This window comes from Caballeronia udeis (assembly GCF_044909315.1).
In the GTDB taxonomy this organism is placed as follows: Bacteria; Pseudomonadota; Gammaproteobacteria; order Burkholderiales; family Burkholderiaceae; genus Caballeronia; species Caballeronia udeis_A.
Genome location: NZ_JBIYEB010000006.1, coordinates 347,294 through 369,683, shown reverse-complemented (window position 1 = coordinate 369,683; position 22,390 = coordinate 347,294). Strand labels below are relative to the sequence as shown.

The 22,390-nt window shown below is 60.1% G+C and carries 18 protein-coding genes; 13 read left to right on the top strand and 5 right to left on the bottom strand.

The genetic code is table 11. The features are described 5' to 3' along the window. A partial coding sequence (locus tag ABH944_RS13410; RefSeq protein ID WP_404606463.1) for a hypothetical protein occupies positions 1 to 209 on the top strand: 209 nt, incomplete at its 5' end. Positions 210 to 265: 56 nt separating this feature from the next. On the opposite strand, the gene ABH944_RS13405 is transcribed toward ABH944_RS13410, so the two are convergent. After that, a complete protein-coding gene (locus ABH944_RS13405) occupies positions 266 to 1,543 on the bottom strand; it encodes an SGNH/GDSL hydrolase family protein (protein WP_404606462.1) in 1,278 nt (425 codons plus the stop codon). A gap of 360 nt (positions 1,544 to 1,903) precedes the next feature. Here ABH944_RS13405 and ABH944_RS13400 point away from each other — a divergent pair, with 360 nt between their 5' ends. Beyond that, the gene (locus ABH944_RS13400; protein WP_404606460.1) at positions 1,904 to 3,106 is read left to right on the top strand and encodes a 50S ribosomal protein L11 methyltransferase; all 1,203 of its coding nucleotides are present in this window, start codon (positions 1,904 to 1,906) and stop codon (positions 3,104 to 3,106) included. Positions 3,107 to 3,144: 38 nt separating this feature from the next. Here ABH944_RS13400 and ABH944_RS13395 read toward each other — a convergent pair whose 3' ends face one another. Next, positions 3,145 to 4,398 (bottom strand): TIGR03862 family flavoprotein, encoded by a 1,254-nt coding sequence (locus ABH944_RS13395; protein WP_404606458.1) that lies wholly within the window; start codon positions 4,396 to 4,398, stop codon positions 3,145 to 3,147. Between the two features lie 140 nt (positions 4,399 to 4,538). On the opposite strand from ABH944_RS13395, the gene ABH944_RS13390 reads away from it, so the two are divergent. From ABH944_RS13390 to ABH944_RS13350, 9 genes are all read left to right on the top strand, one after another. Next, the gene (locus ABH944_RS13390) at positions 4,539 to 5,954 is read left to right on the top strand and encodes a dipeptidase (protein ID WP_404606457.1); all 1,416 of its coding nucleotides are present in this window, start codon (positions 4,539 to 4,541) and stop codon (positions 5,952 to 5,954) included. A 179-nt stretch (positions 5,955 to 6,133) separates the two neighbouring features. Beyond that, the gene (paaA, locus tag ABH944_RS13385) at positions 6,134 to 7,132 is read left to right on the top strand and encodes a 1,2-phenylacetyl-CoA epoxidase subunit PaaA (protein ID WP_404606455.1); all 999 of its coding nucleotides are present in this window, start codon (positions 6,134 to 6,136) and stop codon (positions 7,130 to 7,132) included. A 15-nt stretch (positions 7,133 to 7,147) separates the two neighbouring features. After that, complete coding sequence (gene paaB, locus ABH944_RS13380; RefSeq protein ID WP_062088282.1) at positions 7,148 to 7,432, top strand: 1,2-phenylacetyl-CoA epoxidase subunit PaaB; 285 nt, start codon at positions 7,148 to 7,150, stop codon at positions 7,430 to 7,432. Between the two features lie 16 nt (positions 7,433 to 7,448). Next, positions 7,449 to 8,249 carry a 1,2-phenylacetyl-CoA epoxidase subunit PaaC gene (gene paaC, locus ABH944_RS13375; protein WP_404606454.1) on the top strand — a complete coding sequence of 267 codons (801 nt, stop codon included), beginning with the start codon at positions 7,449 to 7,451 and terminating at the stop codon, positions 8,247 to 8,249. Positions 8,250 to 8,254: 5 nt separating this feature from the next. Further along, positions 8,255 to 8,785, top strand: coding sequence for a 1,2-phenylacetyl-CoA epoxidase subunit PaaD (gene paaD / locus ABH944_RS13370; RefSeq protein WP_404606452.1), 531 nt, complete (start codon positions 8,255 to 8,257; stop codon positions 8,783 to 8,785). 8 nt (positions 8,786 to 8,793) lie between these two features. Then, complete coding sequence (gene paaE, locus ABH944_RS13365) at positions 8,794 to 9,882, top strand: 1,2-phenylacetyl-CoA epoxidase subunit PaaE (protein WP_404606450.1); 1,089 nt, start codon at positions 8,794 to 8,796, stop codon at positions 9,880 to 9,882. A gap of 136 nt (positions 9,883 to 10,018) precedes the next feature. Next, on the top strand, positions 10,019 to 10,834 hold the full coding sequence (locus tag ABH944_RS13360) for a DUF1835 domain-containing protein (RefSeq protein WP_404606449.1): 816 nt from the start codon (positions 10,019 to 10,021) through the stop codon (positions 10,832 to 10,834). Positions 10,835 to 10,890: 56 nt separating this feature from the next. Further along, on the top strand, positions 10,891 to 11,496 hold the full coding sequence (locus ABH944_RS13355; protein ID WP_062088289.1) for a TetR/AcrR family transcriptional regulator: 606 nt from the start codon (positions 10,891 to 10,893) through the stop codon (positions 11,494 to 11,496). 216 nt (positions 11,497 to 11,712) lie between these two features. Further along, positions 11,713 to 12,384, top strand: coding sequence for a GNAT family N-acetyltransferase (locus tag ABH944_RS13350; RefSeq protein ID WP_404606448.1), 672 nt, complete (start codon positions 11,713 to 11,715; stop codon positions 12,382 to 12,384). A 92-nt stretch (positions 12,385 to 12,476) separates the two neighbouring features. Here the strand turns inward: ABH944_RS13350 and ABH944_RS13345 are convergent, their stop codons facing one another. Beyond that, complete coding sequence (locus tag ABH944_RS13345; RefSeq protein ID WP_097259875.1) at positions 12,477 to 12,980, bottom strand: Lrp/AsnC family transcriptional regulator; 504 nt, start codon at positions 12,978 to 12,980, stop codon at positions 12,477 to 12,479. A gap of 146 nt (positions 12,981 to 13,126) precedes the next feature. Between ABH944_RS13345 and hppD the strand changes: the two genes are divergently transcribed. Beyond that, positions 13,127 to 14,233: a 4-hydroxyphenylpyruvate dioxygenase gene (hppD, locus tag ABH944_RS13340; protein ID WP_404606446.1), complete on the top strand. Its 1,107-nt coding sequence runs from the start codon at positions 13,127 to 13,129 to the stop codon at positions 14,231 to 14,233. A 586-nt stretch (positions 14,234 to 14,819) separates the two neighbouring features. Continuing rightward, positions 14,820 to 18,416, top strand: coding sequence for an indolepyruvate ferredoxin oxidoreductase family protein (locus ABH944_RS13335; RefSeq protein WP_404606444.1), 3,597 nt, complete (start codon positions 14,820 to 14,822; stop codon positions 18,414 to 18,416). A 78-nt stretch (positions 18,417 to 18,494) separates the two neighbouring features. Here ABH944_RS13335 and ABH944_RS13330 read toward each other — a convergent pair whose 3' ends face one another. Together ABH944_RS13330 and ABH944_RS13325 are read right to left on the bottom strand one after the other, a co-directional pair. Continuing rightward, positions 18,495 to 19,280 carry an NlpC/P60 family protein gene (locus ABH944_RS13330; RefSeq protein WP_404606443.1) on the bottom strand — a complete coding sequence of 262 codons (786 nt, stop codon included), beginning with the start codon at positions 19,278 to 19,280 and terminating at the stop codon, positions 18,495 to 18,497. Positions 19,281 to 19,612: 332 nt separating this feature from the next. After that, a complete protein-coding gene (locus tag ABH944_RS13325) occupies positions 19,613 to 21,901 on the bottom strand; it encodes an NADP-dependent malic enzyme (protein ID WP_404606442.1) in 2,289 nt (762 codons plus the stop codon). Positions 21,902 to 22,390: the final 489 nt, after the last annotated feature.

Below are 22,390 nucleotides of genomic sequence, written 5' to 3'. Positions count from 1 at the left end.
TTTTTAAAGAACATTCACCAAAACACCAGCGCCCCAACCACCAGAACCCTGCCGCTTTCGCGTCGCTGCATCTGCAGCACAGAAACGAGATTATGAAGAATCTTTTTCTCCTTGTCAACAAATTTGTTAGCGTTTGCTTTCAAACTTACCGACTTTGGAGGCCGCCTGTTTCTTTGGCGGTCCTCGTTGCGAAACGAGGAGACGAATAGTAGGCGATGGCGCCAACTAAGGCAAGGACATCTTCGAATTATTTTCGGGGAAACCCTTAATGGCCCTTCGTCAGCCCCATTTCGTCGATGGGAACGGCTTCCGACATGGCCGCGTAACCCGTGTCGCTGGGATGGATATGATCGCCGCTGTCATAACGCCGCTGGAGACGGTCGGGATGAGCCGGGTCCCGGAGCGCCCGGTCGAAGTCGATCACGCCGTCGAATGCGCGGCTTGAACGGATCGAGTCATTCACTGCCGTCCTGATCGCCTCGCGTTCCGGCGGCAGCGAGGCCGGCGTCAAGGTTGCACCGTAGATCCGGACACCCCGCTGGTGGGCCTGCGCAATCAGCCGTTGATATCCGCGCAACAGCAAATCGGCAGTGACAGGCGTATGGGGATCGTCGCAATCCAGACCGGCGTGCGGAGGCATCGCGGGGAAATTGATGTCGTTTATACCGATCAGGAGGATCACTGTGCGCACCCCGGGTTGGCGCAGCGCGTCGCGGTCGAACCGGCTCAGAAGCGCCTCGCCGTAGCACGGCGACCCGCTCAGCAAGCGATTGCCGCTGATTCCCGCATTCACGACCGCAGTGCCGTCGAAGCCCTTTTGCGTCAGTCGGCGCGCCAATGCGTCGGGCCAGCGACGGTTCGCGTTCGGCGTGGAGCGCATGCCGTCGGTAATCGAATCCCCAATCGTCACAATCGCGCGGGCCGGCGCGGTATCGACGGAAACACTTGTCAGCCACACAAATTGCGTGAAGCGGGTGCGAAACGCGGCGGCGTCGGTATCGGAGGAATGGTTGCCTGGCGTCGATACGTAATTCGTCTGGTTCGCCACCCTATGCCATCCGGCCAGTTTTTGGCCCGCCCCGATATAAGTGCTGACGGCGAGTGGCTGGCGGGCAGCAACGTCGAAGGCGATCGGGTCGCTGTCCAGCTGGCCACCCGGCGCGATGGTCACGCCCGCCTTGCCGCCGAACGTGACGGCACGGCTCGTTCCTGTACGGGTCGCCGCCGCCGTGCCGGATACGGCGCGCGCAACTTGTACACCCTCGATCACCAGCGGCGCAGTGCCATACACATTGCTGAAGCGCAGCCGAACGTGCCGGCCGTCGAGGGTGGGATACACAATCTGCCGAACCGTCCGCCCGCCAATCTCGGGCGCGCGATACAGCGCCGGCAAATCCTCGCGCTGCGGGATCGCCTGCAACGCCGTCCCCCACGCGCTGACCCAGTGTTCGGCCGGCGCGTCGTCGGCGAGAGCGCCGGCGGATGGCAGCAGGAAAGCAAACAGCGTCGTGGCGGCAACGGCAGAAATGGCGCGAAGGTTCATCGGGGAACGAGGTTTTTTGAGGAAAAAACGATTGTGCCTGAATGGGCAAACCAGGCGCTTACAGTTCGGCGGATGATTCACGGCTACGTATGGACCGCATGATCCGGGCACACCGCCGGGGCGTTGCCCGCTGAGCCGGGAGCGCGGAATGACAGCGATGCCATCCGATCAGCGCCTGCGTCCGCCAACGGTAAATGTCCAAACGGACATGCGTTCAGGACAGTCGAAATCCCGCGGGCCCACTCTGAAGCGGATCCATCGGATGCCTTTTGTCGTCGAAAATCGAACCATTTTGTGAAAAGCCCTCAGAATGTCGGCATTCCGCCTCGCGGTTCTCACTTTGTCCGGTACTTATTCAGCATGCATTCCAAAACCTCTCCCAGCACCAGCGCCGCACCTTCCCAGATCCAATGGGAGGAAAAAGGCGAGAACCGTTCGGCGCTCTGGCACTCGGAAAGCGGAATCGCGCCGCCCAAGCGCGTAGTGATCGGCGATGACCAGATGACCGCCGATTCCGCGTATCGGCTGGCTTGCGAAGGCACGGCCATTCTCTGGCGCGGCGATTTTCAGAACGCACGCCAGTTGTTGCAGGCCGTTGCGCGACGCATCGAAACGCGGCCGAAAAAGTCCGCCAAAGCGAAAGCAAAGGAACGCAGCGCCGCCCCCGATGCCCCGCCGGCCGCGCCGCCCGCCCCCGCGGAGGCGTTCAATCTGCATAGGCTCGCCCAGTCACAGCGGGCGCGCACGCTCGGCATGCTGCTGTTGCCGCTGGACGCGGAGTACGCCATTCCACTGCGGCGCGCGCCCGTTGTGAAAGAGGCATGTGAAGAAGCGTATGGCGTGGCCGCCGGCGAGTCGGTTGTTTCGCTGCGTGAGGTGCTTGGGCTTGTCGGCGCACACGAGTGGCGCAAAAAGGGCGTGGACGTCGAGGCGCTCGGCGCGCGGATTCATCCTTACTACGGCGTGTTTTCACCCGTTCGAGGCGAGTACATCAAGCTGGTGGCGGATCAGCCGCTGCCATCGAAGGAGCTGGCTTTCGATATCGGCACCGGGACGGGCGTGCTCGCCGCCTTGCTGGCCCAGCGTGGCGTGAAGCGCGTGATCGCGACGGAAATCGATCCCCGGGCGCTGGCCTGCGCCCGCGAAAACATCGAATTATTGGGGTATGAGCAGCAAGTGAAGGTGCTCGACGCCGATCTGTTCCCCGAAGGCCGCGCGCCGTTGATCGTCTGCAATCCGCCGTGGCTGCCGGCCCGGCCCAGTTCGGCTATTGAACACGCAATCTATGATCCGGAAAGCCGCATGCTGCGCGGATTTCTCGACGGCCTCGCCGCGCATCTTACGCCGGGCGGCGAAGGCTGGCTGATTCTTTCGGACATGGCTGAACTTCTTGGCTTGCGAACCCGGGCGGAATTCCAGGAGTGGGTGGACCGCGCCGGGTTGAAGACGGACGGTCGCATGGATATTCGTCCGCATCACCCCCGCGCCGCCGATAAAACCGATCCGCTTTATCACGCGCGTTCGGCCGAAGTCACGTCGTTGTGGCGGCTTGTGCCAGCTTGAGTTTCGCTTCGGCGCTGGCCATCTAGGCCAGGCGAGCTTTACGCCTGCCTTACATAAGCCAGCGCCGCTTCTCCCGCGACCAAACCGCTCGCAAAACACGCTGTGAGCAGGTAACCGCCGGTCGGCGCCTCCCAGTCCAGCATCTCTCCCGCGCAGAAAACGCCGGGCAGCGCCTCGAGCATCAAGTGCGAATCGAGCGATTCGAAGGTCACACCTCCCGCACTGCTGATCGCCTCGGCAATGGGCCTTGGGCGCGCCACGGTCAGCGGCAACGCCTTGATACGTTGAGCGAGGCGCGCGGTATCGGCGAAATCTCCCCGGCTCAGCACTTCTCGCAGCAAACCCGCCTTTGCGCCCGTCAGGTGCAAGCGGCTTTGCAGATGGCTCGACATCGAACGCGCACCGCGTGGATGCGTCACCTCACCGTGAACCCGCTGCGGCGTCAGAGCCGGCAGGAGATCGAGGAAGAACGTGCCATCACCGCCGGCTAAACGATCGCGAATACGCGCGGACATCGCGTAAATCAGGCTGCCTTCAATACCTGTTAATGTCAGCAAACATTCACCCGTGCGCCAGTCGATGCCGTCTTCACGCGGCAAACCGATCGCCACCGCTTTCAACGGCTCGCCCGCAAAACGGCTGCTGAAGTGCTCGCTCCAGTCAATATCGAAACCGCAGTTGGACGGCACGAAGGGCGACACGCCCACGTTGCGCGCCTCCAGGTATGGAATCCACGCAGCGTCCGAGCCAAGTCGCGGCCAACTCGCGCCGCCTAACGCGAGGACGACGGCATCGGCTTCGACCGCGCGCTCCCCCTCCGGCGTGGCAAATCGCAGAATTCGCAACGCTTCGTCGTCCCAGCCAAGCCACTTATGCCGCATATGGAACCGAACACCCGAGCCGCGCAGGCGATGCAACCAGGCACGCAACATGGGCGCGGCTTTCATGTCGGTGGGAAACACGCGGCCCGAACTGCCGACGAAGGTGTCCACACCCAATCCGTGAACCCACGCGCGTAACGCGGCGGCATCGAAACGGTTCAGCAGCGGTTCGATATACGGCCGGCGCTCCGCATAACGCGAGAGGAATGACTCGATGGGCTCGGAATGCGTGAGATTCATGCCGCCTTTGCCGGCCATCAGGAATTTGCGGCCGACCGACGGCATGGCATCGTAGAGATCCACTTCCGCACCGCCCGCCGACAGCGCTTCCGCAGCCATCAAGCCAGCAGGGCCGCCGCCGATAACGGCAACGCATACGCGACGAGTTTCTGAGGAGGAAGGTGACGGCATGCGGGAACACAATCGGACGCGAAGCCGCATTGTCGCATTGGGCGTTGGCGAACCGTGAACGGCTCATGCCAGGCCCGACGTGAGTGCGCCACATCGCCCGCTGCATAATCTGGCGACAACGCTCAAAACGGGAGATGTCGATGCAAATCGATTGGCCGAGCATCCGTTCCGAACAAGCCGACGCGCTGCATGACGTGGTGGTCGAACTCTCAGGCTGGATGATTCCACTCGAACCGGACCCGTGCGTCGATTATTTTCTGCTCGCGGAAGATGCGCCGTGTTGTCCGGGCTGCGCGCCGGCCGATCCACGCTCAAGTATTGAAGTGATGGGCGCTTCACTGATTCAAGTCCAGGACGGGCCGGTGACGATTCGCGGACGACTGCGCCGTTTGATCGACGATCCGGCGGGTTGGCGTTATCAACTCGTCAATGCCGGCGTGACCAGTCAAAGCAAACCAATCAGCCGGCGGGCCTTTCTTGCATCGACTGCGGCACTGGGTTTGGTCGCCTGCGCCCGCGGCCGTTTCGCCGGATATACCGACAACCCGGATGCGCAGGCTACCGCGCAAAGCTGGCGCTCGACCGGCGCGCTGACAATGGACATGCACAGTCATGCCGGCCGGGTGACCATCTCCCGCGATCCGGCGATTGGCGCCAACCGCCCTTTCGCCTCGCTCGCCGCGCCCATGCGCAGCGGCGGTATGAACGTGGTCACGCTGGCGATCGTCACCGATACCGTCGTCACGCGGGTATCCGCGGATCGCAAGCGCTTCGAGGCGTACCGGCCGCCTGCGCCCGGCGAACTGTACGTACTCGGGCAAACCGAGTTCGCGCGCTTGCACGCGTTGATCGCGCGGGAGCAATTGAATGTCATCACCAGCAGCGCTTCGCTGAAAGCAAATGCGAACGCCGGGCCGAGCGCGATTATCGCGTCAGAGGGGGGCGATTTCCTGGAGGGCCAACTGGGTCGCATGGATGAGGCGTACACGCAGCACCAGTTACGACACTTGCAGCTGGTGCACTACCGTATCAACGAACTCGGCGACATCCAGACCGAGCCGCCCCAGCATGGCGGGTTGACGGATTTCGGCGCACAGGTCGTCAGACGGTGCAATGACCTTGGGATCGTTGTCGATGTTGCGCACGGCACGTTCGATCTCGTTAAACGGGCGGCGTCGGTATCGTCGAAACCGTTGGTGTTGTCACACACGGCGCTATCCGCGCATCCCGGCGCACGGAGCCGGCTGATCAGCCCCGATCACGCCCGCGCCGTTGCCGATACGGGCGGTGTGATCGGTATCTGGCCAAGCTCGGGGACGTTCCGGGATCTGCAAGGGATGGCCGAAGGCGTCAAGCGGATGGCCGATCTCGTTGGGGCCGACCATGTCGGCATGGGCACGGACATGCTCGGCTTTATTTCTCCGCCGGTTTTCACCCACTACGGCCAGTTGCCCGATTTCGCGAACCAGCTTCTTGCAGCGGGGTTCTCGAACGAAGAGACCGGAAAGATCCTTGGAGGGAATTACAGCCGGGTGTTCGAAGCAAGCGTTGGATAGGGGAACGTTCGAAAACGGGCACGCAACCGTTCGCTTGCGTTGATCCAGCACTCTGGCCCCGTATCCCACACAGGTAAATTTGGACCCCTCTGGGGTCTATCTCAAAAAAATAACTATTAACCGACCGGACGGTCGGCTTATAATTGCGGCACAGTGACTTCCTAGAGCGAGCGATCGTCATGTACACGCAATCCCTCGATATCCCCGGTAACGTGCAGTCCATCGATCCGGAGTCGACATCGCCGAAACTCAGCCGTTTTGACGCCGTGATGGCCGCCGACGGCAAGATCGAACCCCAGGACTGGATGCCCGAGGCGTATCGCAAGACCTTGATCCGTCAGATCTCGCAGCACGCGCATTCGGAAATTGTCGGCATGTTGCCCGAAGGCAACTGGATTTCTCGCGCGCCAAGCCTGAAGCGCAAGGCGATTCTGCTCGCGAAAGTGCAGGATGAAGGCGGCCACGGCCTGTACTTATATAGCGCGGCGGAAACCATGGGCGTGTCGCGCGATCAACTCGTCGACGCCCTGCACGCCGGTAAAGCCAAGTATTCGAGCATTTTCAATTACCCGACGCCCACCTGGGCGGATGTCGGCGTGATTGGCTGGCTGGTGGACGGCGCGGCGATCATGAACCAGATCCCGCTCTGCCGCTGCACGTATGGGCCGTATGCGCGCGCCATGATCCGGATCTGCAAGGAAGAGTCGTTCCATCAACGGCAGGGTTTTGACGCTCTGCTCTCCATGATGAAGGGCACCGAAGCCCAGAAGGAAATGGTCCAGCAGGCGGTGGACCGCTGGTGGTGGCCGGTGTTGATGATGTTCGGCCCGAGCGACAAGGACTCCATCCACAGCGGGCAGTCGTTCAAATGGGGCATCAAGCGGATATCGAATGATGATTTGCGGCAGAAATTCGTCGATGCCACCGTCGAGCAAGCCCGGATCCTGGGTGTCACGCTGCCCGACCCCGACCTGAAATGGAACGAAGAACGGCAGGCGCACGACTACGGCGAGATCGACTGGGAAGAATTCTGGCGCGTCGTGAACGGCGATGGCCCTTGCAATAAAGAACGCCTCGCCACGCGAGTCAAGGCGCACGACGACGGCCTCTGGGTTCGCGAAGCCGCCCTCGCCTACGCCGCCAAACAAGCCGCGCGTGCGCGAAAGCAAGCTGCATAAACGAAGGAGCGAAAAATGAATAGCGAATGGCCGATCTGGGAAGTGTTCGTGCGCAGCAAGCAGGGTCTTGACCACAAGCATTGCGGCAGCCTGCACGCGCCCGACGCACCCGCGGCACTGCGCATGGCGCGCGATGTCTACACGCGTCGTCAGGAAGGCGTGAGCATCTGGGTGGTACCGTCGGCGGCAATCACGGCCTCCGATCCCGCCGATAAAGCCGAGTTCTTCGAACCCGCCGGCGACAAGATTTATCGTCACCCGACGTTCTTCGTGCTGCCCGACGAAATCAACCACATGTGATTGAAGGGTCAAGCCCATGACGACGTCCCAACATCTGTCCTACGTACTGCGCCTCGCCGATAACGCCCTGATCCTCGGTCAGCGCAATGGCGAGTGGTGCGGACACGGCCCGGTGCTCGAGGAAGATATCGCGCTGGCCAATATCAGCCTCGATCTGATCGGCCAGGCGCGATTGCTTTACTCGCACGCGGCCACGCTTGACGCCGAGCTTTACGGCACGAAGAAAACCGAAGACGACTACGCGTATTTCCGCAACGAACGCGATTTCCGCAATTACACGCTGACAGAGCTGCCGCACGCAGGTCCGTTGTCGGGCACGGCACGTTCGGATCGCGACTACGCGGTGACGGTCGTGCGCAACTTCCTTTATTCGACGCTGATGGCGCATCTATGGACGGCGCTCATGCAATCCGCCGACGCGCAGCTCGCAGCCATCGCGTCGAAGTCGATCAAGGAAACGCGTTATCACCTGAATCACGCGAGCGACTGGCTGCTGCGTTTCGGCGATGGCACCGAGGAATCGCATCGCCGCGCTCAAGCCGCGGTGGATTACCTGATGCCGTACACGCGCGAGTTTTTCAGTACCGATGACGTGGAAACGAGCATCGCCGATGCGGGTATCGGTCCGCTCACCGCTGATCTCGAAACCGCGTGGCGCGAAGACGTGGACGCGACGCTTGCGCAAGCCACGCTGCAAAAACCCGCCGATGCCAAACATGTGACTACGGGCAAACTCGGCGAGCATTCCGAGCACATGGGTTTCCTGCTCGCCGAATTGCAGGGTCTCGCGCGGCAGCATCCGGGCGCAACGTGGTGAACTCGATGATAGCCACCGCCGAAGCTTCACTCGATCGCGTATGGGAAGTGCTGGACGCTGTACCCGACCCGGAAATTCCGGTGGTATCCATCCGTGAGCTGGGCATTCTCCGTGACGTCCGCCGCGCTGCCGACGACACGCTGGAAATCGTCATCACGCCCACGTATTCCGGCTGTCCGGCGATGTACCAGATCGCGGAAGACATCGGCGCTGCATTGAACGACGCGGGCTTCGCGAACCATCGTATCGAAACTGTCCTGGCGCCCGCGTGGACCACCGATTGGATGACCGACGCAGCCCGCGACAAGCTCAGGCAATACGGCATCGCGCCGCCCATGGGCAATTGCGGCTCAAACGAGCATGTGGCGCAGGAGCGGCCGATCCGCTTCGTGCCGCGCGTCGTGGACAAACCCGCCTGCCCGCGCTGCGGTTCATCGCATACCGAACGCCTCGCCCAATTCGGCTCGACGGCGTGCAAGGCGCTGTATCGCTGCATGGATTGCCGCGAGCCGTTCGACTACTTCAAACCGTACTGAAAACGACCATGGCGACTCCGCAATTCCACTCGCTGCGCATCCGCGACGTCCGTCCCGAAACCGCCGACGCCGTCACGGTTTCCTTCGATATCCCCGAGACCCTGCGCGATGCATTCCGCTTCACGCAAGGCCAGTTCGTCACGTTGAAGACGCATATGGACGGCGAGGAAATGCGGCGCTCCTATTCCATTTGCGTCGGCGTGACCGATTACGACCGCGACGGCGAATTGCGTATCGGCATCAAGCGTGTGCGCGGCGGCCGCTTCTCGAACTTCGCCTTCGATACGCTCAAGCCCGGCCACGAAATCGAAGTGATGACGCCCGATGGCCGCTTCTTTACGCACCTGAACGCAGATCACGTGAAGCATTACGTAGCGTTCTCTGGTGGCTCGGGCATCACGCCTGTGCTTGCGATTATCAAGACGACGCTGGAAACCGAGCCGACCAGCCGTTTCACGCTGATCTACGGCAATCGCAGCGTGGACGCGATCATGTTTGCCGAAGAACTGGAAGACCTGAAGAATCGCTTCATGAGCCGGTTCTCGCTGTACCACGTGTTATCGGACGATTTGCAGGATGTCGAGTTGTTCAACGGCGTGCTGAACCAGGAAAAGTGCGCGGCATTTCTGGAGGCGCTCGTTCCCGCCAATGAAATCGATGAAGCCTTCATTTGCGGCCCCGGCCCGATGATGGACGCCGCCGAAGCTGCGCTCAAAAGCGCGGGCGTGCCGCCGCAGCAAGTCCACGTCGAACGATTCGGCACGCCGTTGCCGCAAGCAGGCGTGCCGCCCATCGAAATAACCGACGACACGCCGGCGGCGGATCTGGAACTCGTCATCGATGGTAAGAAACGCAAGCTGCGCCTGCCGTATCAAGGCGTGAGCGTACTCGACGTCGGGTTGAAAGCCGGACTTGCACTGCCCTATGCGTGCAAAGGAGGCGTGTGCTGCACGTGCCGCGCGAAGGTGCTGGAAGGCGAAGTGCGCATGGAGAAGAACTACACGCTGGAGCAGCACGAGATTGACGCCGGTTTCGTGCTGACCTGCCAGTGCCACCCGATTTCCGACCGCGTGGTTGTGAGTTACGACGAACGTTGAACGGGGAGTTGGCGGATTGCGCTGATTCGATTCGCTTACACTAGGGGTCGCCCGTACCGAATGCGGCGTGCCGCGCCTTATCGCCGCACTCGCCGTGCGCCGGGCGGCCCACTTACGTTTGCGGTCACCGTTACTGATGAGCACCATTCACGTTACCAACGGCGACCACGCCGCCGAGATCCTGCGCGAAGCCCTGCAAACAGCGGCCCGTGACGAACGCGTCGTCCCGCTGAAGGACGACCTTGCGGTCGGCCAGCTAAGGGGCATAGACGACAACCCGGAAACCCGGGCCTTGTTCTGGCAGCAGGTCCTGAACGAACAGAAGTTCGACTTCATATCGAAGCTGAAGGAACAGGACGCACTCTTGCGCGAACTCGCGCAGGACAGCGGACAAGTCGTGATCTGGCACGGCCAGAGCGCCAGTGACCAGCTCACATTGCGGCGCGTGGCTTATACGTTGCGCAACGCGCCGCAGCGACTGAACGAAGCCAAGCTCACTCATGACGACCTGCCCCTGGTCACCGCCGCCGATGGCACGCAGCAGCGCCGCGGCCGGGAAGACGGCGCGACGGCAGTCGGCATGTTCACAGCGGCCGAACTCGGCGCCAAGCTGCCAACGGCCGCGCCCATTTCGGTGTTGCGCATCAGCCGTCTTGCGCTGGAATGGCAGGAAGTGAAGCAGATCAATAGCGACACTCGCCGATGGCGCGACAACACGTTCATTTCCGGCACCTTTTCTGATATCGATGAAACCATCCTCCACATAGCCAACGACGGCTGGCAGGAAGCGCGCCGGCTCGCCGGAGAGGTGATGGGCGCAAGCTTTGGCTTCCTAGTCAGCGATTCCATTGCACTCTGGCGCTGTCGCGAACTGGTTGCGGCGGGCAAACTGGAGATGCGCGGCGATTTCGCCAGGCTAGCCGATGCCAAGCTGCGTCGCCCCGCACGCTAGCCGCACATCCGTCCCGCATTAGAATGCCCGATTGATCCGCACTTCTTCGAGACTCAATGGCCCGTACCAGAGCGCCTGACCACGACACACAACGCGAGCAGATCCTCGAACTCGCCGCCGCCAAGTTCGCGCAGACCAGCTACCCGAGCACATCGATGGCCGATCTGGCCGCGGCGAGCGGCACCTCCAAAGCGCGGCTTTATCACTATTACGCGAGCAAGGAAGCCATTCTGTTCGACCTGCTCGACCGCTACACGAAGCGGCTGATGCTGATCATTGCGGAAGTGGAAGGAGCGAGCCAGCGGCGCGGCTTGACCGAGCGCGAGGCTTTCGCCGAGCTTGTCCGGGCGTTTCTGACCGAATATGAGACGTCTCATAGCCGGCACGTCGCATTGCTCAACGACGTGAAATATCTCGAAGATACGCAGCGCGAAATCGTGCTCGAGCGCCAGCGCGGCATTGTCGCGGCGTTCGCCCGGCAACTCTCGCGCGCTTATCCGAAACGTGCGACCAAGGAAAACCAGACAGCGCTCACGATGATGGTGTTCGGCATGATCAACTGGACCTTCACGTGGCTGAAGCCGGATGGAAAGCTGGGTTATCGCGAATTTGCGGAGCAGGTGGTCAGCGTGATCGAACACGGGATGAATGGTGATAGCTGAAATGGTGCAATGCACCATCTCTTTGCCGCACGCCTGTGCGATTTGCACAACACGTACTAACTTATTGTTTTATATGAATTTTTATTCGTAATATCTGAAAGTTAGACGCACTCCTCCATAGTCAATTACGGGTTTTCCCTAGTGCTCCGGCCACGGTTCGGCTAAAATTCGTTCTGCGACGCACCATGTCGTATGACGAATCAAGGAGCCACCATCGTGAACAAGTCTTTCAACCGCCCCACCGCATCGATCTTTGCTGCAGCCGATCGCTTGCAAACGGCTGCCGGTCGTTCGCCCGTTCTCGTTCGTGAGTTGTCCTCGACCGATCGCGAACGCCTCCTCAGCCACTTCCTTACCCTCGACGAAGACGACCGCCTGCTGCGCTTCGGCCAGATCGTGCCGGATCGGGTGATCGAGAACTACGTCGCGAATATCGACTTTTCGCGTGACACCGTGTTCGGCGTATTCGACGAGCAATTGAATCTGGTCGGCGTTGGCCATCTGGCCTATTTGCCGGCTGAAGGCGACAAACGCACGGCAGAGTTCGGCGTGTCGGTGCTGGAAAGCGCGCGTGGCAAGGGCGTAGGTAGCCGGCTGTTCGAGCGCGCTGCCATCCGCAGCCGCAACACGCATGTCTCAACGCTCTATATGCATTGTTTGTCACGCAACTCGACCATGATGCACATCGCGAAGAAGTCGGGAATGAAGATCGAGTATGCGTATGGCGAAGCCGACGCTTATTTGTCGCTCACGCCCGCCGACCAGAGCAGCATCATTGCGGAGATGTTGCAGGAGCAAGCGGCGGTCTTCGACTACGCGGTGAAGCGCCAGGCGCGCCGGACATCGCAAATGTTTCAGGCGTTCATGCCTACTGCCGACGCGGCCTGAGGTCAGAGCAGAAGTTAGCAAGCATGCGCAAAAGCACGAAAGGCGGCGAAAGCCGCCTTTTTTGCGTCCTGTAGTTTTGGAACGAAGCAAGTCTAGCGAATGGGCAGCGCCGTCGTTTCCTTCAAGCGCTCCAGCGAGAAGCTGCTTTTGACGTCGATTACCGACGGATGGTGCAGCAATTCATCCTGCACAAAGCGTGAAAAGTGCTCCATGTCTTCCACCTGGACGCGCAGCAAATAGTCCGTGTCGCCGGTCATCGCATCGCAAGCCACGACTTCCGGCCACGCGCGCACGGCATCGCGAAACCGGTCGGCGTGCGTCGGCGGATTTTTCATCCCCGCCGTTACCGCCGTCCCACCCCGTTTTTCCAGCCGCACGTTGACGTACGCAAGCAAGCCGAGCCCGAGAAGACGCGGCTCAAGCAACGCCACATAACCACGAATCACGCCCGCTTCCTCCAGCCGCCGGATTCGCCGCAAGCATGGACTGGGCGACAGGTTCACCTGATCAGCAATGTCCTGATTCGACAGCCGGCCGTTCACCTGAAGAATGGCGAGAATTTTTCGATCAATGGCATCGAGTTCTATCTGAGCCATTTCCTGCCTCCTATGCGCGCGATGACGGCATGAACGTGCGCCATCGTAGTCAGGCACGATTTAATTCGCAAGTATCCGTCGCACTTCCATCGATAAACTTTGTTCCAATAATCACCGATCTATCCTCACGGTCCAGGAGACGAAAAATGCAGGCGACGACTTGGGACAACCCCGTCGGCACCGACGGTTTTGAATTCATCGAATACACGGCGCCCGATCCGGTGGCGCTCGGCCAGTTGTTTGAGCAAATGGGGTTCACGGCGATTGCCCGTCATCGTCACAAGAAGGTGACGCTGTACAGGCAGGGCGGGATCAATTTTCTGGTCAATGCCGAGCCCGATTCCTTCGCTCAGCGGTTCGCGCGTCTGCACGGTCCGTCGATTTGCGCGATCGCATTTCGTGTCGCCGATGCAGGCAAGGCGTACAAGCGCGCACTCGATCTCGGCGCGTGGGGTTTCGACAATAAAACCGGCCCGATGGAACTCAACATTCCGGCAATCAAGGGCATTGGTGATTCGCTGATTTACTTTGTGGACCGCTGGCGCGGCAAGAATGGCGTGGAGCCGGGCAGCATCGGCGACATCAGCATCTACGACGTCGACTTCGAACCCATTCCCGGCGCCGAGCAGAATCCGGTTGGACACGGACTGACCTACATCGACCATTTGACGCACAACGTTCATCGCGGCCGGATGATCGAATGGGCCGAGTTCTACGAACGTTTATTCAATTTCCGCGAAGCGCGTTATTTCGATATCGAAGGCAAGGTGACCGCGGTCAAGTCGAAAGCGATGAGTTCGCCGTGCGGCAAGATCCGCATCCCGATCAACGAAGAAGGCTCGGACACCTCGGGGCAGATCCAGGAATATCTCGACGCGTATCACGGCGAAGGCATCCAGCACATTGCGCTGGGCAGCGACGATATCTACAGCACCGTCGACAATCTGCGCAGCGCGAAAATCGCGTTGCTGGATACCATCGACACGTACTACGAACTCGTCGACCGACGTGTGCCGAATCATGGCGAATCGGTGGCGGAACTGCGCAAACGCAAGATCCTGATCGATGGCGTGCGGGACGAAATTCTGCTGCAGATTTTTACGGAGAACCAGATCGGCCCGATCTTCTTCGAGATCATTCAGCGCAAGGGCAATCAGGGATTCGGCGAAGGCAACTTCAAGGCGCTGTTTGAATCGATTGAACTCGATCAGATTCGGCGCGGCGTGGTGAAGGACACCACAACGCCAGGCTGAACGCGCGTGGTTAGTGTCGTAAAGAAACGGGGATCGAATCGATCCCCGTTTTTTATTGCATTAAAAATCCCCAAGCAAATCCTCAAGCGTCGGAGTCGTCCTTGTCATTCGGCGCTTGCTTGTTAGAAACCTGTTCGACCCGAACCTGCGAAATTCGCGGTATGCCGGAGATCGTTGCCTCCGACCCAGCCAGGCCGCCAACGCGAACCGGCGCGTTCATCGCAAAAAATGCTGCGGAAACCATCAAAAAGCTTTGGATGTATCGTTGTTTCACTGCTTCCTCCTTCAACTGCGTGCATCGGTATGTCCAGCTATCGCGCTCGTCCTGCCGGCAAAGCCGACACGAACGTGCATCGATCGCGGGTTTGAATGCGCTCGGCATGAGCGGTTCCCCGATGACATCGAAATCCGGCCGCTTTTACACGTCGTAACACCTGTGCAATGTTGAAATTACTTTTCAGCGGGTTTTTACCAGTGCTGTAAAAAAGTCAAAACGGGCACACTCAAAATCCCGGCCGACGCGTCCACAAGACGCGAACGCCCTAAAGTGCTTTGGTGATCCCAAACGTTGGCGGAGACCCCCACAATGAATGCCCCCCTTGACGCGGAACAAAAAGCTTCCCTAGAAGCCGCGCTAAATTCCGTCACTCTCGACGACAAATACACCCTGGAACGCGGTCGCGCGTACATGAGCGGCATACAGGCGCTGGTTCGGCTGCCGATGCTGCAACAACAACGCGATCATGCCGCGGGACTCAACACCGCCGGTTTCATTTCCGGTTATCGCGGCTCCCCGCTCGGTGCACTCGATCAACATCTGTGGAAAGCGAAGAAACATCTCGCTTCGCATCAGGTCGTATTTCAGCCCGGCGTGAATGAAGACCTCGCGGCGACGGCCGTGTGGGGCTCGCAGCAGGTCAATCTTTATCCCAGCGCCAAATACGACGGCGTGTTCTCGATGTGGTACGGCAAAGGGCCCGGCGTCGACAGAACCGGCGACGTGTTCAAGCACGGCAATTCAGCGGGTTCCTCGCAGCATGGCGGTGTACTCGTGCTCGCCGGCGACGATCACGCCGCGAAATCCTCCACGCTCGCGCACCAGTCCGAACACATCTTCAAGGCGTGCGGATTGCCGGTGCTGTTTCCATCGAATGTGCAGGAATATCTGGACTTCGGCCTGCACGGCTGGGCAATGAGCCGTTACTCCGGCCTCTGGGTCGCAATGAAGTGCGTGACGGACGTGGTGGAATCGTCGGCTTCAGTCGATATCGATCCGCATCGTACGCAAATAGTGTTGCCGACCGATTTCGCCATGCCCGACGGCGGCTTGAATATCCGCTGGCCCGATCCGCCGCTGGTTCAGGAAGCCCGGCTGCTCGACTACAAGTGGTACGCCGCGCTCGCTTATGTCCGCGCGAACAAGCTGGATCGGATCGAGATTGAATCGCCGCATGCGCGCTTCGGGATCATGACGGCGGGCAAGGCTTATCTGGATGTGCGCCAAGCCTTATCAGACCTCGGTCTCGACGATGAAACCTGCGCGCGCATCGGCATTCGTTTGTACAAGGTCGGTTGCGTGTGGCCGCTCGAAGCGCAAGGTGCGCATGCGTTCGCGCACGGGCTTCAGGAAATTCTGGTCGTTGAAGAGAAGCGCCAGATCCTCGAATACGCGATCAAGGAAGAGCTTTATAACTGGCCCGATGCGCAGCGTCCGCGCGTGTTCGGCAAGTTCGACGAGAAGGACGGCGCGGGCGGCGAATGGTCCGTTCCGATGGGCAACTGGCTGCTGCCGGCGCACTACGAGTTGTCGCCGGCGATTATCGCGAAGGCTATTGCCACGCGCCTCGACAAATTCGATCTCCCCGCCGATGTCCGCGCGCGCATCGCCACGCGTATCGCCGTGATCGAAGCCAAGGAAAGAGCGTTGGCGCGGCCGCGCGTGGAAGCCGAGCGCAAGCCATGGTTCTGCTCGGGCTGTCCGCACAATACATCGACGAATGTGCCTGAAGGTTCGCGCGCGCTGGCCGGCATCGGCTGCCACTACATGACCGTATGGATGGACCGCAGCACGAGCACGTTCAGCCAGATGGGCGGCGAAGGCGTAGCGTGGATTGGGCAAGCGCCGTTCACCAACGACAAACACGTGTTCGCCAATCTCGGCGACGGCACGTACTTCCACTCCGGCCTGCTGGCGATCCGCGCGGCGATCGCGTCGAAGACGAACATCACGTACAAACTGCTCTACAACGACGCGGTGGCCATGACCGGCGGTCAGCCCGTCGATGGCGTGCTCACCGTACCGCAGATCACGCATCAACTGGCCGCCGAAGGCGCGACGAAGATCGTGATCGTCACCGATGAGCCCGAGAAATATCAGGCGAACGTGGGGCTGGCGCCGGGTATCGACGTGTTCCATCGCGAAAAGCTGGATGAAGTCCAGCGCGCTTTGCGTGAGATTGCCGGCACGACGATCCTGATCTACGACCAGACGTGCGCGACGGAAAAGCGCCGGCGCAGGAAACGCGGCTCGTATCCGGACCCGGCGAAGCGTGTGGTCATCAATGAAGCGGTGTGCGAAGGCTGCGGCGATTGCTCGGTGAAATCGAATTGCCTGTCGGTCGAACCGCTCGACACCGAATACGGCACGAAACGCCAGATCAACCAGTCGACCTGCAACAAGGACTACTCGTGCGTGAATGGCTTCTGCCCGAGCTTCGTCACCGTCGAAGGTGGACAACTGCGTAAGCCGAAGGTATCGAGTATTTCCGGCGACGCGATGCCCCCGGTCCCCACGCCCGAACTGCCGTTGATCGACCGGCCGTATGGTGTCCTGGTCACGGGTGTGGGCGGCACGGGTGTGGTCACGATCGGCGCATTGCTTGGCATGGCGTCGCATCTCGAGCAAAAAGGCGTGACCGTGCTCGACGTCACCGGCCTCGCGCAAAAAGGTGGCGCCGTGATGAGCCACGTGCAGATCGCGACGCACCCCGGCGATATCCACGCGACGCGCATCGCAATGGGTGAAGCGGATCTGGTGATCGGTTGCGACCCGATTGTGACCGCCAGCGATGAATGCGGCTCGCGGATGCAACCCGGCCACACGCGCGTGGTCGTGAACAGTGCCGAAACGCCGACAGCCGAGTTCATCAAGAATCCGAACTGGCGCTTTCCGGGCGCGAGCGCGGAAGCCGATATCCGCACGGCCGCGGGCGAGCATGTTGCCCTCGTCGATGCAAATCGCTTTGCAGTGGCTCTGCTCGGCGATGCGATCTATACGAACCCGTTCGTGTTGGGTTTTGCGTGGCAACGCGGCTGGGTACCGTTGCGCCATGAGTCGCTGGTTCGTGCTATCGAATTGAATGCCGTGCAGGTCGAGAAAAACCTGGCAGCGTTCGAATGGGGCCGTCATGCGGCACATGATCTGGAGGGCCTCGAGCGGCTGGTGAAGGCACAGAATCGCGGGGTTTCTTCAGATGCTCAGGGCGCCAGCAAGATCATCACGCTGCACACGCCGAAGGCGCTGGACTCGTTGATCGAAAAGCGTATTGCTTATCTCTCCGACTACCAGAACGAAGCGTACGCGGCGCGTTATGCCCGGCTCGTGACGGAAGTGCGCAAGGCGGAAGCCTCAATCGGTATCGGCGATGGCCAGTACGCATTGACCGAAGCTGTCGCGAGAAATCTGCATAAGCTGATGGCTTACAAGGACGAGTACGAAGTCGCGCGCCTTTATGCCGATCCGGCGTTTGTCGAGCGGCTGAAGGGCAGCTTCGAAGGCGACTGGAAAGTGAAATTCCATCTCGCACCGCCGATGTTCTCGAAGAAAGACTCACACGGTCATCTGATCAAGAAACAGTATGGTCCGTGGGTCTTGTCCGCAATGAAAGTGCTGGCGAAAATGAAGTTCCTGCGCGGTACGGCGCTGGATATCTTCGGCAAGACGGAAGAGCGGAAAATGGAGCGCGCGCTGATCGCCGATTATGAAGCGCTGGTGAAGGAAGTGATCGGTGGATTGACGGCCGATAAACTACCGCTGGCAATCGAGCTGGCAAATCTGCCTGACTCAATGCGCGGTTATGGTCACGTGAAGGACAACAACGTGAACGCGGCGCGGGTGAAGTGGAATGTGCTGCTGGCGAAGTGGCGTGCGCCGGCAGGAGGTGAGACACGGCAAGTGGCTTAGATCTTTAACGCAACGCATGACAAAACGCCCGATGAATTCATCGGGCGTTTTGTCTTCCAGGATCCCACCATTCAGCCCCTACGCGACTCGGCGTGCACCGTAATATCGCGCGGTCCAATAGGCGCTTTTCATCGATTCGACGCGAACGAATGCCCCCTTCTTCGGCGCGTGAATAAACTGATTTTCACCAACGTAAATGCCGACATGCGTCGCCGTACCGCGAGTCGTATTAAAGAACACGAGATCACCGGGATGTAGATCTGTCTGCGAGACCGCCGCGCCTTGACGGCTGATCTGGGACGAAACTCGCGGCAGTAAAATTCCCACAGCCTTTGCATAGACATAGCGCACGAAGCCACTGCAATCCAGTCCTTGCGCTGGTGTATTGCCACCCCACGAGTAAGGGACACCAATCATTGTCTCGGCCTTTTCCAGAATGCCTGAAAGCCTGGCGCTGGGCGTAGTCCCGGCTACCTCATTTTCCTGAGCGGGGGATTCCTGATTTCTGGCGGGATCGTAAAGCAATGCATCGCCAGCCGCGACTGCTGAACCTGCACCGATTGCCGTAGCGCCGTCTGCCGTGCTTTTCGCTGCATCGCCAATGGCGATCGCGTCCTTTGTTTTACTTTGTGTCGTTGCGCCCGGTCCCACCGCGATGTAGATTGTATGAAGAGCGACCGCGTTCGGCCCTGCCGTCACGCCGTTGCTCTGAGCAAACACTCCCCCCGCCACCCCCAACCCCGCCACCAACGCCACTGCCCGCGCCGCCTTCCCACCGCCCTTCCCACGTCCGCGGCGCAATTCCGACGCCGCAACGCAAGCACCCAGAGCTTCGCTCCAAACCGATTTAAAGACCTTGTTCATGCTGATTACCTGCAAAGAATTGTGCGGAATGTGTCTGACGCGATACGAATCTGTAAATGACTCGCTTAAACGCGCAGGAAAGTGAAACGATCCGCGACTCTACTCAGCACGACTTGGCATTCGAATCAGATTTATCCGAATAACAAAGGCGTCGCTATACGCGCCACACCTTTGTTCATCCCAATAAAAATCACTAAGCTTTTTTAGCCCATCCGGGCTACGTGCGACGCGCGAGCATAAAAAAACGGCGACCGGATCGCCCCAGTCGCCGCTTCATCACCATCTCAATTTATCGATATCAACTCATCAGGATATCGTAATAAATCCGAAGATCATGCTACGTTGTTCGTCGCATTGACCCGCGCGTTCGCCGACGCCACCGCGGTCATGTTAATGATCCGCCGCACGGTCGCCGCCGGCGTGAGAATGTGCACCGGCTTGTCCGCGCCGAGCAGGAACGGCCCAACGGTCACGCCCTCACCGCTCACCATCTTCAGCAGGTTGTACGTGATATTCGCGGCTTCAACGTTCGGCATGATCAGCAGATTCGCCTCACCAGTCAGCGTCGATGCCGGAAATGCAGCCTTGCGAACCACTTCCGACAACGCCGCGTCACCGTGCATTTCACCATCAACCTCCAGATCCGGCGCACGCTCCGCGATCAACTTGCGAGCCTCGGCCATCCGCTTCGATGAAGCCGTCGGCACGCTGCCGAAGTTCGAATTCGACAGCAACGCGACCTTCGGCGCAATCCCGAACTTCTCGATTTCGCGCGCCGCCAGGATCGTCATATCGGCGAGTTGCGTGGGCGTTGGGATCTCGTTGACGTAGGTATCGCTGATGAAAAGATTGCGCCCCTGCAGCATCAGCAAATTCATCGCGGCAAAGTTCTCAACACCCTCAGCCTTGCCCAACACCTGCTCAATAAACTTGAGATGGTCGTGGTACGTGTCGATCATCCCGCAGATCATGCCGTCTGCATCGCCCAGACGCACCAGGATTGCACCGATCAACGTATTGAACTTGCGCAGCGCGGCCTTTGCGTTGTCGGGCGTCACGCCTTCACGCGCGGCGATGTTGTGATACTCCTGCCAGCACTTCTGATAACGCGGATCGTCTTCCGGATTCACGATCTCGAAATCGGTACCGGGTTTCAGCTTCGAGCCCATCTTCTGAAGACGCATCTCAACCACCGCCGGCCTCCCGATAATGATCGGCTTCGCGATCTTCTCCAGCAGCACGAACTGCGCGGCGCGCAGCACGCGCTCGTCTTCACCTTCGGCAAACACAATACGCGCCGGCGCCGACTTGGCCGCCGCGAACACCGGCCGCATCACCATGCCCGTGCGATACACCGTCGTGCCCAGTTCCTCGCGATACGCGTCCATGTCATGAATCGGACGCGTCGCCACGCCCGAATCCATCGCGGCTTGCGCGACGGCCGGCGCGATCTTGATGATCAGGCGCGGATCGAACGGCTTCGGAATCAGGTAATCCGGGCCGAACTCGAGCGAATGGCCTTCATAGGCTTTCGCAACTTCATCGCCCTGATCGGTCTCTTCGGCCAGTTCCGCGATCGCGCGCACGCACGCAAGCTTCATCTCTTCGGTGATCGTGGTCGCGCCCACATCCAGCGCGCCGCGGAAGATGAACGGGAAGCACAGCACGTTGTTGACCTGATTCGGATAGTCCGAACGGCCAGTAGCTATGATCGCGTCGGGGCGCACCTTCTTCGCTTCTTCCGGGCGAATTTCCGGCTCGGGGTTGGCCAGCGCGAGGATCAGCGGCTGCGTGCCCATCACCTTGACCATTTCCGGCTTGAGCACGCCTGCACTCGAGCAGCCGAGGAACACGTCGGCGTTATGGATGGCATCGGCGAGCGTGCGGTCCGACGTGTTGGCCGCATACCGTTCCTTTGATGGATCCAGGTTGCCGCGTCCTTCGTAGATCACGCCTTTCGAATCGCAGACCAGGATGTTGGCCTTGTTCAACCCAAGGTGAACGAGCAGATCGAGACACGCAATCGCCGCCGCGCCCGCGCCCGAACATACGAGTTTCACCTCATCGAGCTTCTTGCCGACCACTTTTAGGCCGTTGAGAATGGCCGCCGACGCAATGATCGCGGTGCCGTGCTGGTCATCGTGGAAGACAGGGATCTTCATGCGCTCGCGCAGCTTCTTTTCGATATAGAAGCACTCCGGCGCCTTGATGTCTTCCAGGTTGATGCCGCCGAGCGTGGGCTCGAGCATCGCGATGGCATCGACGAGCTTATCCGGATCGGTCTCCGCGAGTTCGATATCGAACACGTCGATACCCGCAAACTTCTTGAAGAGGCAGCCCTTGCCTTCCATCACCGGTTTGGCGGCGAGCGGCCCGATATTGCCGAGACCGAGCACGGCCGTGCCGTTCGTCACAACGCCGACAAGATTGCCGCGCGAGGTGTACTTCTGGGCATCGAGCGGGTCGTCGAAGATCGCCATGCAGGCGGCGGCGACGCCCGGCGAGTAAGCCAGCGACAAATCCAGCTGGTTCGACAGGGGCTTGGTCGGCGTGACCGAGATCTTGCCGGGCTTCGGATACTGGTGATACGCGAGGGCGCTGAGCTTCAGTTGTTCGTCCATGATTGGCCTGAGACGTTTAGAAAAAGAGTTGGAAAATGAATGACTTGGAGGGCTCGGAAACTGCGTGCAGGACGATCAATTCTCGTGATGAATCAATGAATTTTGCCCGCCGGGCGGGTGATAAAGACGCGGCGCAACGGCGGACGCGTTGAAGACCACGCGCATGCGCGCGACGGTGAAACAATGGGCCGTAGCATTTTTCGGGGATAAATAGTGTACACCGCGCCAGAAAATTGACGCATAGCACCATTTTCAACAGAAACAGCGTCTAAGCGTGCGAAACGCCTTGATCGATTGCTCGACAATCCGTGGATTCACAAGACAATTCCGTCAGGGAAGCAGGGTTTCACGCTACGTCCGCGTCTTGTGTGTCGGGTAAAATTCGGGCCTACACGCGCATCGAACGCGGTCGGACCCTGCTCGACCGACGCACCCGCTGCGCCAGGCGCCATTGGCCGCCGCCGCTTGATCGCCGGTCAAAACGCGCGT